At 65.5% G+C, this 14,034-nt stretch carries 15 protein-coding genes; 3 read left to right on the top strand and 12 right to left on the bottom strand.

Translation table 11 applies throughout. The features are described from left to right. Positions 1-74 precede the first annotated feature (74 nt). Positions 75-1,634: an SH3 domain-containing C40 family peptidase gene (locus tag BLU17_RS14590; protein ID WP_091997593.1), complete on the top strand. Its 1,560-nt coding sequence runs from the start codon at positions 75-77 to the stop codon at positions 1,632-1,634. A gap of 249 nt (positions 1,635-1,883) precedes the next feature. Here the strand turns inward: BLU17_RS14590 and BLU17_RS33805 are convergent, their stop codons facing one another. The 5 genes from BLU17_RS33805 to BLU17_RS14565 form a co-directional block, all read right to left on the bottom strand. Then, positions 1,884-2,192 carry a helix-turn-helix domain-containing protein gene (locus BLU17_RS33805; protein WP_245746864.1) on the bottom strand — a complete coding sequence of 103 codons (309 nt, stop codon included), beginning with the start codon at positions 2,190-2,192 and terminating at the stop codon, positions 1,884-1,886. 105 nt (positions 2,193-2,297) lie between these two features. Next, positions 2,298-2,579: a hypothetical protein gene (locus BLU17_RS14580; protein WP_091997591.1), complete on the bottom strand. Its 282-nt coding sequence runs from the start codon at positions 2,577-2,579 to the stop codon at positions 2,298-2,300. A gap of 80 nt (positions 2,580-2,659) precedes the next feature. Further along, on the bottom strand, positions 2,660-3,073 hold the full coding sequence (locus BLU17_RS14575) for an Hsp20/alpha crystallin family protein (RefSeq protein WP_091997589.1): 414 nt from the start codon (positions 3,071-3,073) through the stop codon (positions 2,660-2,662). A 39-nt stretch (positions 3,074-3,112) separates the two neighbouring features. Further along, entirely contained in the window at positions 3,113-3,553 is a 441-nt protein-coding gene (locus BLU17_RS14570) for an Hsp20/alpha crystallin family protein (protein ID WP_091997587.1), read from the bottom strand. Positions 3,554-3,942: 389 nt separating this feature from the next. Then, complete coding sequence (locus BLU17_RS14565; RefSeq protein ID WP_091997585.1) at positions 3,943-4,263, bottom strand: ArsR/SmtB family transcription factor; 321 nt, start codon at positions 4,261-4,263, stop codon at positions 3,943-3,945. A 128-nt stretch (positions 4,264-4,391) separates the two neighbouring features. On the opposite strand from BLU17_RS14565, the gene BLU17_RS14560 reads away from it, so the two are divergent. Both BLU17_RS14560 and cysK read left to right on the top strand, forming a co-directional pair. Beyond that, positions 4,392-5,642: an OmpP1/FadL family transporter gene (locus tag BLU17_RS14560; protein WP_091997583.1), complete on the top strand. Its 1,251-nt coding sequence runs from the start codon at positions 4,392-4,394 to the stop codon at positions 5,640-5,642. 576 nt (positions 5,643-6,218) lie between these two features. After that, positions 6,219-7,196 (top strand): cysteine synthase A, encoded by a 978-nt coding sequence (gene cysK / locus BLU17_RS14555; protein ID WP_091997581.1) that lies wholly within the window; start codon positions 6,219-6,221, stop codon positions 7,194-7,196. Positions 7,197-7,374: 178 nt separating this feature from the next. Here cysK and BLU17_RS14550 read toward each other — a convergent pair whose 3' ends face one another. From BLU17_RS14550 to BLU17_RS14520, 7 genes are all read right to left on the bottom strand, one after another. Further along, positions 7,375-8,013 (bottom strand): peroxiredoxin, encoded by a 639-nt coding sequence (locus BLU17_RS14550; RefSeq protein WP_091997579.1) that lies wholly within the window; start codon positions 8,011-8,013, stop codon positions 7,375-7,377. Positions 8,014-8,122: 109 nt separating this feature from the next. Then, entirely contained in the window at positions 8,123-9,190 is a 1,068-nt protein-coding gene (locus tag BLU17_RS14545) for a porin (RefSeq protein ID WP_245746863.1), read from the bottom strand. 136 nt (positions 9,191-9,326) lie between these two features. Then, a complete protein-coding gene (locus BLU17_RS14540) occupies positions 9,327-10,148 on the bottom strand; it encodes an ABC transporter ATP-binding protein (protein ID WP_091997574.1) in 822 nt (273 codons plus the stop codon). After that, positions 10,132-10,902 carry an ATP-binding cassette domain-containing protein gene (locus BLU17_RS14535; protein WP_091997571.1) on the bottom strand — a complete coding sequence of 257 codons (771 nt, stop codon included), beginning with the start codon at positions 10,900-10,902 and terminating at the stop codon, positions 10,132-10,134. Before BLU17_RS14535 ends, BLU17_RS14540 begins: the two co-directional genes overlap by 17 nt. Beyond that, positions 10,899-11,945 (bottom strand): branched-chain amino acid ABC transporter permease, encoded by a 1,047-nt coding sequence (locus tag BLU17_RS14530; protein WP_091997569.1) that lies wholly within the window; start codon positions 11,943-11,945, stop codon positions 10,899-10,901. Before BLU17_RS14530 ends, BLU17_RS14535 begins: the two co-directional genes overlap by 4 nt. A gap of 2 nt (positions 11,946-11,947) precedes the next feature. After that, positions 11,948-12,823: a branched-chain amino acid ABC transporter permease gene (locus BLU17_RS14525; RefSeq protein ID WP_091997567.1), complete on the bottom strand. Its 876-nt coding sequence runs from the start codon at positions 12,821-12,823 to the stop codon at positions 11,948-11,950. Between the two features lie 7 nt (positions 12,824-12,830). Then, positions 12,831-14,027 (bottom strand): ABC transporter substrate-binding protein, encoded by a 1,197-nt coding sequence (locus tag BLU17_RS14520; RefSeq protein WP_091997565.1) that lies wholly within the window; start codon positions 14,025-14,027, stop codon positions 12,831-12,833. Positions 14,028-14,034 lie beyond the last annotated feature (7 nt).

Genomic DNA, 14,034 nt, shown 5'->3' with positions numbered 1-14,034 from the left:
CGCGTGACTGCGCGGGGCGGCACGGGCGGCGGGTCCTGTATCATCCACGGGTTGTCGATTCGCCCGCCTCGCTCATGCGCTCCGCTCCCGATTTTTCCGCCCGCTTTTCCGGTCTCGCCCGCGCGCCGCGCAGCCGCCTTCTCGCACTGGCGCTTGCCGCCTGCGCGCTGCCCGGCTGCGCGAACGGGCCCACCGCAACGACTGCACAGACCGCACAGACGCAAGCCGCGCACGCGCTCCCGCCCGACACCGTCACGCTGTTTCCGATCGCGCGCTACGACCAGAACGTCGATCACTGGATCGATCCGGCCAGCTCCGCTTACGACACGCCGTTCCTTTCCCCCGAAGTCCAGCGCGCGCAATTCGACGCGCTCGTCGCGCGCTACTTCGGCGATGCTCCGAACGACCCTTCGCCATGGAACCGCGCCTTCGTCGAGCAGCGCGTTTATCGTGACGGCGGCAGCGACATCGCGGCGTTGCAAACGCGCCGCCTCGCGCTCTTCGACAACACCGGCAAAGCGCCGCGCCGCATCGGCTACGGCATGAATTTCCGGCCGCATACGCAGGCATGGATCGACGCCATCGAGCGTAACGCCGACGTGAACCAGTTCGAACAGGCGGGCGGCTTCGACGCCACACGCCGCGCGATCGCGACGACGGCGCTGCTCGTGCGCGAGTTGCCGACGCTCGATCCCTCGTTTTACTCGCACCGCATTGCGGGCGAAGGCTATCCGTTCGACAACCTGCAGGTCAGCGCCGTGCGGCCCGGCACGCCGCTATACGTGCTCGGCACGAGCGCAGACGGCGCGTGGCGCTACGTGCAGACACCGGACGTGCAGGGCTGGGTGCGCAGCGAAGGCGTGGCGAGCGTGGACGACGCCTTCGTTTTGGCGTGGCGCGCGGCCGCGCGGCAGTCGCTCGGTGTCGTCGTGGCCGCCTCCGCCGCGCTGCGCGACGATGACGGCGTGTTCCGCTTCGAAGCGCCGGCGGGCACGCTGTTGCCGCTGCGGTCCGCGCACGAGGTCCTCGTGCCCGCGCGCGACATCGAGGGCCGCGCGGCGATCCGCTCGGCCCCATTCGATTCGACCCAAATTGTTGCCGCGCCGCTCGCGGCCACGCCGCGCCATCTCGCGCAGTTGGTGAAGGCGCTGATCGGCCGCCCGTACGGCTGGGGCAACACGAACTTCGACAACGACTGCTCGGCCGAGCTGCAAAGCATTTTCGCCGCGTTCGGCGTGTGGCTGCCGCGCCATTCGTCCACGCAGATGAGCGCCGGGGCCATGACCGACCTGTCGGCTTCGACGCCTGCCGCGCGGCTCGACTGGCTCGTGCAGCACGGCGCGCCCATGCGCACGCTGATCTACATCGGCGGCCACGTAATGCTCTACCTCGGCACCACCGAGCGCGACGGCAAGACGGTGCCGCTCGTGTACCAGGACGTATGGGGCCTGCGCCCCGCCGACAACAGCCGCCGCGCCGTGATTGGCGGCTCGGTCGTCCTGCCGCTGCTGCTGGGCTACCCGGAAGATCCAGACCTCGAATCGCTCGCGGCCACGCCGGTCTTTCAGGTCAGCATTCTGGGCGCGCCCGCCGCAAGTGCGCCGTCGCGGGAAGACGAGAATCCGGCAGGCTGAACCCGCCGGGCGCACGGGTGCGCAGTGGATGCAGTCGATGCGGGAATGCAGTCGTTTCCCTGGCGAGGTGCGGGCCGGCGTTCGCCGCAGCATTGCGCGTTGCGCACGGCAGGCCCCACGGCCTGACTGATCCCATACCGCGACGACGCTGGCTTGCCGGCATCGCGGCGTCAGCGGTTGTGCGCCGCCGACAGCGCACCTCTGGCGCCGGGCAACGAAGACGGTTCCATCGTTGCGATCGGGGGCCATTCAGCCGGCGTTTCCCGACACCTCGATGTCCGTCGTATTGTCGCCCGGCGCAGCGGGCGTACCGCGCCCGTCTGCGCCCCGCTTTGCCGCGCGCGTTACGGCCCGACGCAACGCGCCATCAGGATGGAGCGCATCGAGGAACGATCGGCCCTTGTCCGTCAGGTGCGCGCGGCGCCCGCCTGCCGTGCAATGCTCCAGCATGACCAGCTGGCGCTCGAGCAGCGCGTCGAGTTCGGCGCGATTCATGTCGAGCTGGTCCGGTGCCTGGCGGACCAGCATCAGCGTTGCAAATTCGTGCGGGCTGAGCATTTCCCCCTCCTGTCAGCAATGGAACCGCGAGCCGGGGCGCAGCGCAGAAGAACGTCGCGTGGTGCAGGCCACACATGGGCCGAGGCACCGCGCATCGGCGCACCGTCATGCGGCCACACCTGTCGGCGGTTCCGTGTTATCGAAACAACCCGTGTTGATGGCGCGTATGGCGTACTCGACCGTTTCCCGGTGCGCCTCGTCGGCGCTGGCCCATCGCTGGGCGTAGCGCGGAAGATGCCAGCCCGCGAGGGTCTGGTCTGCGCGCCGGATGCGCACGACGGCCATGTATGTCTGCAGGGCCAGCGCAGGCAGCGCGCAGTGCCGCACCGGAAACACGAGCGTCTCGATCGCGAAACCCTTCCAGCTTTCGCTTCGTGCGTCGTCCATGGTTTCCTCCGCATGACTGGTGATGCGGCGCGGATGCCGCAGTCCGCGCCGCGTGTCCGTACCTGCCCCTGTGCACGCGCCTATTCGACGCTCACCTGGATGCGTCGCGGCTTCGCCTCCTCGCGGCGCGGAACGGTCAGCTTGAGCACCCCATCGCGCAGTTGCGCGTCGATGCGCGAGACGTCGAAATCCGGGCTGAGCGTGAACGCGCGCCAGAAGTGCGGGTGGCGCACTTCTCCGTGCTGCAGACGCAGCCCGGATGGCGCGGGAATCACCGCCTCCGCCTCGATGCTCAGACTGCCGTCCTGCACGCGCACATTGAGCTTATCGCGCGACACGCCCGGCAGGTCCGCATACAACGTGATGCCGCGGCTGTCCTCGAATACGTCGACCGCCGGTGCGATGCGGGTGGCCTGCTTCGCGGTTTCCGCACCCTCACGGGCGGCGACATCGGCGCCCGACGGACGGTTAGCCAGTTCAGTGCTGCCGTTCATGATGTCCTCCGTAACGCTCATGCATGCTGTGTCGAGGGCTTACTGGACGGTGATGGCGCGCGGCTTCGACGCCTCGGAACGCCCGACCCTGATGATCAGGCAACCGTTCACGTAACGCGCATCGACCTTGTCGGGATCGGCGTGCTGCGGCAGTTCGACGACGCGCCGGAATGCGCCCGCGAAGCGTTCCCTGGCATAGACGCGTGTCTCGTCGTCCGCTTCCGGCGCGGACGGCTTGCGTTCGCCGCTGATGGTGAGCAGCCCCTTGTCGATCGAGACGTCGATCGCTGCCGGATCAAGTCCTGGCGCGAACGCGACGATCTCGATACTGTCGTCGGTGCTGCCGATGTTGACCGGTGGAAAAGTTTCGCTGCGCATCGCGCGCAGACTCGCGGGAAATCCTGAAAAGAGACTGGCCATCTGCCGTTGCAGGCGGTCGAATTCGCCCAGCAGATCGGTGCTGTAGAAAAGATCGCTCATGACTGGCTCCTTAAAACCGGGGCCTCTCACGAAAGACGAACGGAACCACGCGCTCCAGCCCGCCTGCCCGTGGGGAAACCCCGCCGACAAACAAATCGAAACACGCAGCGCTTATCGCGACTGCCTGAGCGATCCATAAAATAGCGCAAGGAACGAAAATTTCAAGAGGCTCGGCGCCATGTTCCGGAGGTGACTTCATGAACCTTTTCGACAGGCTTCGGGAACAGGCAGAGCGCGTACGCGTGCCGCTCCTGCCGTCACCGTCACCGCGCAAGTGAATACGCCACGCATCGCGATACTCCACTGGCCGCCTCGCAACTGCAAACGCAACCGCAAACACATGGAATCGAGCACACGGAAGACGCAAACAGGCAGTCGCCTGGCCCGGCTCAATTCCCGGCGCAGAACTGCTCATAGAGCACCGCCATCACGGCAAGCGCCTGGCCGCTTGCCACCGAGTAGAAAATGTTCTTGCCCTCGCGGCGGGCGCTGACCAGACCATTTTCACGAAGTACGGCTAGCTGCTGGGACAGGGTTGGCTGGCGAATCCCGAGCTGCGCCTCCAGTTCGCCGACGGACAGTTCCTTCTGGGACAAACGGCACATGAGCAGCAAACGATCCGGATTGGCAAGCAGCTTGAGCAGGGCGCACGCGCGCTCCGCCGAAGCCTGCATGATGCGGAGGTCAATGGTGGGATCGGAGGATTTCATCGGGGAAAAGACACTTTATATTTTGATAATCTATCGGATGCTTATGTGAAAAACTTGGTTTGAGGCGCGAGCCCGGGTGAATAGACTCTGTCCCCACTAGCTGTTCCAAACATTATTCGGGGAAACACATGAGGCTACAAGGGACTACTCGCGCACTCCTCGCCATCGTCGCTGCGGCACCGAGCCTGGCATGGGCGACCAACGGCTATTTTTCCAACGGTTATGGGGTGGCGTCACAGGGTATGGCCGGCGCAGGCATCGGCCTGCCACAGGACGCGCTGGCCGCGGCCGCCAACCCGGCGGGCATCGCCTTCGTAGGCAACCGCTTTGATGGCGACATCAGTCTCTTTCTGCCAAGACGCGGCGCGGACATATCGGGCAACAGCTACGGCGCCGACGGCAATTATTCCGGCAACAATCGCTCGATTTTCGCGCTGCCCGAATTCGGCGTGACGTACGAATTTCTGCCGAATGCGTATGCGGGTCTCGCGCTATATGCAAACGGCGGGCTCGACACCGGTTACGCCCGTAATCCCTATCGGGCGTTCGGTGCCGCGGGTTCCGCAGGCGTCGATCTCGAGCAGGTGTTCCTCTCCCCGACATTTGCCTACAAACTGCTCAACCGCCACGCGTTCGGCATCGGCCTGAACATCGCCTACCAGCGCTTCACGGCAAGCGGGCTGCAACCGTTCACCGGCATGTCGGTCGCGCCCGGCAACGTAACCGGTCAAGGCGCCGACTCGACGGTCGGGGTCGGCGTGCACCTTGGCTATACCGGTGAGATTACGCCGACCCTGACCGTCGGCGTAACGTGGGCGTCGAAGATTCACGGCCGTTTCGACAAATACAAAGGTCTATTTGCGGACGGCGGCTCATTCGATATTCCGGAGAACTACGGAATCGGGTTTTCCTGGAAGGTCACGCCAGCATGGACGGTCGCGGCCGACTTTCAGCGCATTCTGTATGGCAACGTGAACTCGATCGCCAACCCGCTCGCCAACCTGTTCGCAGGCAATGCATTGGGATCGTCCGGCGGCCCGGGCTTTGGCTGGCGCAACACGAACGTAATCAAGATCGGCACCAGTTACGATGTGACCAGCCATCTGACACTCCGGGCGGGGTACAGTCATTCGAGCCAGCCAGTGGCCAGCACGCAGACATTCCTGAATATTCTCGCACCGGGTGTCGTGCAGGATCAGGCGACGCTCGGCGGTACGTGGACGACCGATGCGAAGACATCGTTCGGCTTCTTCTACGGTCACGCATTCAAAAAGACGGTGGACGGCGAGGCGTCGATTCCCGCAGCCTTCGGCGGCGGCAATGCGAATGTGCATCTTGCCGAAGACGTGGTGGGCATCTCGTTCGGCAAGCAATTCTGAATCTCGCCATGTGGCGATGCCGATGCCGCGAGCCTGCCCGGCCTACGCGGTATCGCACGAAGCGGCATTGCAGGAGGCAACCCGGAGCGATCATGGCGTCTTGGCGAACGGCACCGGCAGGCGGCGCCGCTGATGATCGCCGGCAGGGATGCTTCCCGCACGCCTTATGACGAACGGGAAAATGCATATGACGAACGACCACTACAGGCGTTGCGAACCAGCATCTCAATACCAAGGTCATAAAACGTGCGACTCGATGTAACATCATCGAGGCGTCTCGGGTGCGCCCGAAGATGGCAAACTTTTCCTGATCGAAGCATGGCATTTAAGGGGCGTCGCTGTGTCCGCATACTCGTGCAGAGGAATGGTCGTTGTCCCGACTGCCTGGAGCAAGGCCGGAGCAAGGGCTGCCGACCGCTCGGCCATGGTTTCCGCTGAAGACAGGATTCCATTTTCTCTCAGGTCTACTGATCGTTGGCGCCTTGCGCGATCGGTCTGCCTGGTCGCCGCCCTTGACTAAAGGGATCACCCCTCTACACTTGCTCCATTATCCCGACTGACAACAGGAACATCATCATGGCTCGCTGGTTTGAAGACAACTCACAGTCGATCGGTCACACACCGCTGATCCGCCTCAATCACCTGACGGATGGCGCGCCGGCGACCATCCTCGCGAAAATCGAAGGAAGAAATCCGGCTTACTCCGTGAAATGCCGCATCGGCGCATCCATGATCTGGGACGCAGAACAACGCGGCCTGCTTGGCCCGGGCAAAGAAATTGTCGAACCGACAAGCGGAAACACCGGGATCGCCCTCGCTTACGTGGCAGCGGCACGGGGTCTCCCGCTCACGCTCACCATGCCGGAAACGATGAGTCTCGAACGGCGCAAGTTACTGGTTGCCTTTGGTGCAAAGCTCGTGCTGACGGAGGGTGCGCGTGGCATGCCCGGCGCGGTCGCCAAAGCAGAGGAAATCGCTGCCGCCAATCCCGAGCGCTACGTTTTGCTTCAGCAGTTCAAAAATCCCGCGAACCCTGCCATACACGAGAAGACCACCGGCCCGGAAATCTGGGACGACACCGATGGCGCCGTGGATATCTTCGTTTCGGGCGTGGGGACGGGCGGGACAATTACGGGCGTTTCGCGGTTCATCAAACAGGTCAAGGGCAAGCCCATACGATCTGTCGCGGTCGAGCCCGCCGCAAGCCCCGTCCTCACCCAGGCGCGAGCGGGCGAGCCTCTGAAGCCCGCTCCGCACAAGATCCAGGGGATAGGCGCCGGGTTCGTTCCCGACGTCCTCGACCTTGCTCTGGTCGATGACATCGAGCAGGTGTCCAATGAGGACGCCATCCTTTATGCGCGGCGCCTCACCAGAGAGGAAGGGATAATCTCGGGAATCTCGTCTGGCGCTGCCGTGGCGGTCGCGGTACGGCTCGCCAGGCTGCCGGAAAATGCAGGCAAGACAATCGTTGTCATACTGCCCGACTCCGGCGAGCGTTATCTGAGTACTGTGCTATTTGAAGGACTTTTCGACGCCCAGGGAGTGGCTAGCTGATCGCTTGCCCGTTGCCGGCAGATAACGTCAGGAGCCTTGACACGCAGTTGCTTCACTTCATTCGCGGTACCCGCTTATGACGGAACCTGCACGCCGCAGGAGTGCGCCCATGCCGGGCACACATGAGAAAGCGCCGCACGACGTGCGGCGTTTTCATTCGCGAACGCCGAAACCAACGTTACCTGTTCGGCTGCGGCGTCAACCGCAGGTAGGGACGCAGCGCCTGGTAGCCCTTCGGGAATTTCTGCCTTATCAGCGCCTCGTCCTTCAGTGACGGCACGATCACGACGTCGTCGCCCGGCTTCCAGTTGCCCGGCGTCGCGACCTGATAATGGTCGGTCAGTTGCAGCGAATCGATCACGCGCAGCACTTCGTCGAAGTTGCGGCCCGTACTCGCCGGATAGGTGATGATGAGGCGCACCTTCTTTTTCGGGTCGATCACGAACAGCGAACGCACGGTCAGCGTCTCGTTCGCATTCGGATGGATCATGTCATACAGTTCGGATACCGTACGGTCTGCGTCCGCGATGATGGGAAAGCCTACGCTCGCCGCCTGCGTTTCGTTGATGTCCTTGATCCATTCGTTGTGCGACTCGGCACTGTCCACCGACAGCGCGATCGTCTTCACACTGCGCTTCGCGAATTCATCGGCCAGCTTCGCGGTCAGGCCGAGTTCGGTCGTGCAGACCGGCGTGAAATCGGCCGGGTGCGAAAACAGCACACCCCAGCTATCGCCGAGCCATTCATGAAACCTGATGCGCCCGACGCTCGAATCCTGCTCGAAATCGGGTGCCGTATCGCCAAGACGTAAACTCATTACCGCTTCTCCTTTGTTTGGGGGTGATGGGCGGCCTCGGCCGCCCGTAAATGCTTGGCATCGCGCGGCGATCTTCGCCGCGCGGCCATTCGACAGGCAACCGCGCAGCCTAGAAGAAGTGATGCACGCCGATCCGGAATGCAGCCTGGTTCGGGCTTGACGAAGGCGCGAGCAGCGGAATTGCCGCATTGCCGGCGCCGTCCGCGTGCTGATACGTGGCTTGTGCGTAGACGATCGTGCGCCGTGACAAGGCATAGACGTCGCCGATGCCCAGTTCCGAATAACGCGTGTCGGTCAGCCACGACACGTAACCGCCGAGCGTCACCGTGTTTGCCGCGTTCGTATGGATGTCCGCGCCGGCCTCGACCGTGCGCATCCGTCCCGAGCCGGTGTCCGTCGAGAGATTCACCTGCGTCAGCACGGCATGAAGATCGAGCTTCCGGTTGACCGACCAGGTCGCTGAGAGACCGCCTATGTCCTGTGTCTTCGCCGAAAAGATCTTTCCGCCGCCAAGCGACTGCCCGAGAAAGCTCGTATAGCCGAGTTGCGTGCCGACGTCGATCGCGTGATTGCGCCAGCTGGAGTAAACCGCTGACGCGCGCACCGGCCCGTTCCGGTAGATGACGTCCGCGCTGACGACGCGTCCGGGTTGCGTCGTCGTATCGTCGAAGCCATAGAGGACGGTCGCCGTCAACCCATGAAAGTCGGGCGTCGTATACTTGACCGAGTTGTTGATCGAATCGCCGCGAATGCCGATGTTGTCGATGTTGGCCGGATGGAACAGATAGAACGTGTATTGCACGCTACCGTTCGAATTCAGGCGTAACGTCTCCGTCGTCAGATCGAGCTGCCGCCCGAGGGTGACGGTCCCGTACTGGTTCGAAGAGAGGCCGACCCAGGCGAAGTGGCTGAATGCCTCGCCCGCGATGGTGCCCGCGCCCGTACTCGAGAGGAAACCGTCCTGCAGCGCAAAGATCGCTTTCGTCTGGCCGCCCAGATCCTCGGCGCCGCGGATACCGAAGAAGTCCGGCACGGCGACCGGGCCAACCACCGCCGTACCGTGCCCCTTCTCGTTGGTGGCGTAGGTGATCCCCTCGTCGACACTGCCGTAAAACGAGAGGCTGCTCTGCGCGTTCGCCCCCGCCGATAGCGCAATTAGCGCGGCCGTCGCTGCCAATCTTCTTTTCATATTTTGTATAACTTATTAATAAAATTAAACCCCATCCATTCCGGGAATGGAAATGGATACCTTAAATATTTAGTTATGCGATGTGTATCGGCTGGCCCATTCCACCCACTCCGTCCGCGCCGTGTCAGTGTCGTGCGACCGGCGCTCCGGTCCGGTAGCCGTCGAGCAACTGCGCCCGGCCATCCGGCTGCGCCGGATCGCCGACCGCCACCACCGTTCCGTGATGGAGCACCACCGCGCGCTGCGCCTCCGATAGCACCAGATCGAGGTCGTGCTCGATCCACAACACCGACAACCCCTTGCGACTGCGCGCCACGCGCACCATCTCGCCGATCAGCGGACGTTCGTCGTGGCTCAGGCCCGACGCCGGCTCATCGAGCAGCAGCACCTGCGGCTCGCCGAGCAGCGCCCGCGCGAGATCCACGCGTCGCAGCACGCCGAGCGGCAGATCGGCGCAGCGAACGCCGAGTACGTCGGCGAGACCGCACAAGTCCGCCACTTCGTGCGCACGCGCCCGTGCTTCGCGTTCTTCGCGCTGCGTGCGCAGCGCAAACGCGAGGCTGCCGAGCGTGCCAAGCGAAAAGCGCGGCGTCCAGCCGAGCAGGATGTTGTCCAGCACCGTGCGCTCGCGCATGAGCTTCAGCCCCTGAAACGTGCGCCCGATGCCAAGACGCGCGATCCGGTGCGGCGGCAGCGCGTCGATGCGCGTGTCTCGCAGACGGATCTCGCTGCCGGGCGACGGCCGGTAGATGCCGCCGATGCAGTTGAGCAGCGCGGACTTGCCTGCGCCGTTCGGCCCGATCAAGGCGAGCACTTCGCCGGCCTTCAACGTCAGCGCGACGTCTCGCAGCACGTGAAGGCCGCTGAACGAGAGGTTGACCCGGTCGAGGCGCAGCACGTCGCGCCCGTGCTCGCCGGACGCCTGCACTTCAGGCCGCAACGTCATGATTTCCCTCCTCGCGGGCTCCGCCGTCCACGGCGAGCCCTACCATCAGATCGTGTATCGCGGGCAGATTGTCCTGCGCCAGCGGATCGAAGCGGCGCAGCAGGCGGCCGCGGTCGAGCACGAGCGCACTGTCCGCGAGTTCGGTCAGCCATTGCGAATCGGATTCCGCGACGATCATCGTCAAACCGGTCTCCTCGCGCAGCCGCGCGAGGCGCTCGCACAGATCTTCGATCACCGGCACGGCAAGCCCGAGCGTCGGCTCGTCTAGCAGCAGCAGTTGCGGCGATCCGAGCAGCGCCATGCCGATGCCGAGCATCTGCTGCTCGCCGCCGGACAGGTTGCCCGCGAGCGAACGGCTGCGTTCGCCGAGCCGAGGAAACCAGCCGATCACATCGTCCATCCCGATCGCGCCGTTGCGCGAGCGGGCCGCGCCGATCGCCAGGTTCTCCGCAACCGTTAGCAGACCGAACACCTTGTCGCGGTCCGGCACAAGGCGAATACCCGCCGCCACACGGCCGGCCACGTCGCCCGGCTCCAGCGTGGCGCCGTCGAACGCGAGCCGCCCGTCGAGCGTCTGACGCCGCACGCGCAGGCCCGCCAGCGCGCCGAGCACCGATGTCTTGCCCGCGCCGTTGCTGCCGGCGAGCGCAAGGCTACGGCCGCGCGGCAACGCGAACGAAACGTCGCGCACCGCGCGATCCGATCCGTAGGCAATCGACAGCGCCTGGACTTCAAGCAGCACGGACCCGCTCATCGCGCCTCCTGCCGTGCCGCCGTCCGGCGCGCGACGCCGCGCGACACGATCGCGCGGCGCACCCGCGCGGGACCGTCGAGCAGCGCGAACGCGAGAATCGCACCGATCAGCATGTTGTCGATGCCGGCTCCGTGCGAAGTCGCGTCGATGCCGGCCACGCCGAGCAGCGCGGCAATCGCATCCGGCAACACGACGATCACGTACGACGCGACGATCGCGCCGACGAGCCGCCCCGCCCCGCCGAGCGCCGCGACGGTCAGGTAGGTGATGGCCAGGTGCAGCGTATAGGTGCTCGCCTGCACGTTGCCGAGCCGGTAGCCGTCCACTGCGCCGGCGGCAGCGATGACGGCCGAAGTCAGCGCGAACACCGCCAGCCGCGTGCGCACGGCCGACACGCCGAGCGCGGCCGCCGCATCGGGCTCGACGCGCAGCAGCGCCCATTCGCGCCCGACGTGCCCGCGTTGCAGCCACGAAAACAGCGCGTAGACGAGCGCGACGAGCGCCGCGGTCAGCGCCCACCAGCGCAGCGGCGTATCGACGGCCCAGCCGGCGATGCGCGGCGAATCCAGCATGAATCCGCTTGCATAGGTGAGCTTGAGATCGAGATCGGTCGCGACGATCTGCACGACGTGCTGCAACGCCAGCGTACCGACGGCGAGATACAGGCCGGACACTCTCAACGTCAGCAGCGCGATCGTCGTGCCGGCCGCGAAGCCGAACAGCACGGCAACCACGACGGCCGGCACGAGCCCGAGCCCCCACTGCGTCGCGAGAATGCCCGACGTGAACGCACCGATCGCCAGAAACGCAGCCGTGCCGAGCGACGGCAGGCCCGCCGAGCCGGACAGCACGGTCAGCGCCATCGCGCCGACCGCCATCATGGCGCCGCTCGCGGCGACGTACAGCCCGTAACCGCCGAATGCCGAGGGCACGGCCAGCACGAGCAGCGCGAGCGCCACGGCGGCGCTCGTCCGCGCCGCCCCGATCCGGCCAGCGGACTTGCGCAGCGTCGCGCCGGGTGCGTGTGAAATGAGACTGGCCATGCTCAGGTCCTCGAAATGCGTTCGGTGCGCCCGCTCAATCCGGACGGACGCAGCGCCAGCAGCAGCACCAGCAGCACGACCGGCACGACCACGCTGTAGCGCGCATCGAGATAAAGACTCGTGACGTTCTCGCCTGCCGCGAGCATGAAGGCGCCGGCCAGCGCGCCGGCCGGGCTCGTGAGGCCGCCCATGATCGCCGCGACGATGCCGGAGAAGCCCACCGCGGCGCCGCTCGCCGACACGGCGGAAACCGCTGCCGAGAAAATACCGGCCACCGCGCTGACCGTCGCGGCGACGATCCACGCCACGGCGAGCCATCTCGCGGCCGGAATGCCGGACAGCACCGCGAGCTGCCAGTTGCCCGCCACCGCCTGAAGCTCGATGCCAGCGCGCGTGCGATAGAACGCGAGCAGCAGCGCGGCGATCAGCAGGCCGCCCGCCGCGACGATGCCGAGGCTGACGATCGACAGCGACGCGCCGCCGAGCGTCACCGCGCCGCGCGGAAACGGCAACTGCACGGTCTCGCCGTTCCAGACCGCTGACATGAGCCCTTCCAGGAAGATGCTCGCCGCGATCGTGACGACGGTGCCGACGAAATGATCGCCGTTCGCGGAGAGCCGGCGCAGCAGCGCATACAGTCCCCAGCCGGCCAGCGCGGCGACGCCGAGCGCGGCCGCCGCCGCGAGCGCGAGGCCGCCGGCCGTGCCGCCCGCCCACAGCCACACGCTGCGCAGCACGTAGGCGCTCGTCATGCCGATCTCGCCGACGCAGAACATCAGCACGCGGCTGGTGCGGTACGCAAGCACGATGGCGAGGCCGAACAGCGCGTAGATCACCGCGCTGCTGAGCAAGTCGAGCACGAAGGAGAGCGTGTTCATGTTGCGTTCAATCGGCGAGTTGTCCGTTGCTGGCGATGCGCTGCCAGCCGCCGACCGCGGCGAAACGCTTCGCCGCCGCGTCGAGCTGGTAGAGGCGGTAGGCGGACGGTCCGTAATGGTCCGTGCCCGAGAACGCGAGCCTCGTGCCGGTCAGGCCGCCGCTGTCGATGTCGACCTTTTCGAGCGCCGCGCGAAACGCCTCGGGCCCACACGCGCCGGCGCACTGGCGCAGCGCTTCTGTCACGACGAGACCGAGCGCCCACCCGCCGGCATAGCTCGCGTCGTTGTCGGGCAGATGCGCGTCCTTCAGCGCCGCGCGCAGCGCGTCCACCTGCGGCCCGCTGCCGTCCGTGTTCGTGACGAAGCGCGTATAGCTGTAGACCTGCAGCTTCGTGTCGGCCGGCACCGCATCGATCAGCGTGTCGTCGCCGATGCCCGTGTCCATCGACAGGAACACGCCGCGATAAGCCGAGCGCGCGAGCACCGGCAACAGCGCGGCCACGTGCTCGCGGCCGATGCAGTCGGACACCACGTCGGGGTTCAGCGCGACGAGCTTGTCCACGACCGTGCGGAAATCGCGCTGGCCGATCGGCACCGTATAGAGTTCGCCGCGCGAATAGCCTTCCGCCTTCGCCTGCGCGAGGATCTTGTTGCAGCTGAGAATCGAGCCGGGCACCTCGAACGCGACGCACGCAATCGTCTTGCCCTGCGGACGGATGCGATGCGCGAAATGGCCGCCGATGGTCCCCGCGAGGCTCAGTTCCTGGCCGAGGCCGAACGCATACGGCTTGACCGGCGGCAGCACCACCGGAATGTTGATCGGGTTCGACGCGATCACCGGCAGCGAGAGCTTCTGCGCGGCTGCATACACGGCCGCGTGCGTGTTGGTCGCGCCGAGGCCGAGCAGACCGGACACGCCATCGGTCTTCAGCGACTGGACCGCGTTCAGCGAACGCTGCGTGTCGCTCTGGATGTCGCGCGCCTCGATCTCGATCGGGCGGCCGTTCACGCCGCCCGCGCGATTGACGCGCGCGATGTAAAGCTGGAACGCGTCGAAGGTCGGCTTGAGCGTCGTCGCCTGCGGACCCGATGCGTCGACGAGATAGCCGAGCTTGAACGGCGCATCCGCCGCGAATGCCGACATGCTGCCGGCGACCAGCGCGAACCCCGTCAGCGCTGAAACTACAAACGATTTGATCTGCATGATGTCC

Source organism: Paraburkholderia lycopersici, from assembly GCF_900096975.1.
Taxonomy (GTDB): Bacteria; Pseudomonadota; Gammaproteobacteria; order Burkholderiales; family Burkholderiaceae; genus Paraburkholderia; species Paraburkholderia lycopersici.
The sequence above is the reverse complement of the archived record's forward strand: the minus strand, read 5'-3'. Positions and strand labels throughout refer to the sequence as shown.

What these genes read in the sequence shown, in the direction of transcription:
- BLU17_RS14540 (WP_091997574.1), bottom strand. Translation starts at nt 10,148, where the DNA reads ATGACGTTGCGGCCTGAAGTGCAGGCGTCCGGCGAGCACGGGCGCGAC.
- BLU17_RS14575 (WP_091997589.1), bottom strand. Translation starts at nt 3,073, where the DNA reads ATGAACGGCAGCACTGAACTGGCTAACCGTCCGTCGGGCGCCGATGTC.
- BLU17_RS14590 (WP_091997593.1), top strand. Translation starts at nt 75, where the DNA reads ATGCGCTCCGCTCCCGATTTTTCCGCCCGCTTTTCCGGTCTCGCCCGC.
- BLU17_RS14535 (WP_091997571.1), bottom strand. Translation starts at nt 10,902, where the DNA reads ATGAGCGGGTCCGTGCTGCTTGAAGTCCAGGCGCTGTCGATTGCCTAC.
- BLU17_RS14580 (WP_091997591.1), bottom strand. Translation starts at nt 2,579, where the DNA reads ATGGACGACGCACGAAGCGAAAGCTGGAAGGGTTTCGCGATCGAGACG.
- BLU17_RS14570 (WP_091997587.1), bottom strand. Translation starts at nt 3,553, where the DNA reads ATGAGCGATCTTTTCTACAGCACCGATCTGCTGGGCGAATTCGACCGC.
- BLU17_RS14520 (WP_091997565.1), bottom strand. Translation starts at nt 14,027, where the DNA reads ATGCAGATCAAATCGTTTGTAGTTTCAGCGCTGACGGGGTTCGCGCTG.
- cysK (WP_091997581.1), top strand. Translation starts at nt 6,219, where the DNA reads ATGGCTCGCTGGTTTGAAGACAACTCACAGTCGATCGGTCACACACCG.
- BLU17_RS14550 (WP_091997579.1), bottom strand. Translation starts at nt 8,013, where the DNA reads ATGAGTTTACGTCTTGGCGATACGGCACCCGATTTCGAGCAGGATTCG.
- BLU17_RS33805 (WP_245746864.1), bottom strand. Translation starts at nt 2,192, where the DNA reads ATGCTCAGCCCGCACGAATTTGCAACGCTGATGCTGGTCCGCCAGGCA.
- BLU17_RS14565 (WP_091997585.1), bottom strand. Translation starts at nt 4,263, where the DNA reads ATGAAATCCTCCGATCCCACCATTGACCTCCGCATCATGCAGGCTTCG.
- BLU17_RS14525 (WP_091997567.1), bottom strand. Translation starts at nt 12,823, where the DNA reads ATGAACACGCTCTCCTTCGTGCTCGACTTGCTCAGCAGCGCGGTGATC.
- BLU17_RS14560 (WP_091997583.1), top strand. Translation starts at nt 4,392, where the DNA reads ATGAGGCTACAAGGGACTACTCGCGCACTCCTCGCCATCGTCGCTGCG.
- BLU17_RS14530 (WP_091997569.1), bottom strand. Translation starts at nt 11,945, where the DNA reads ATGGCCAGTCTCATTTCACACGCACCCGGCGCGACGCTGCGCAAGTCC.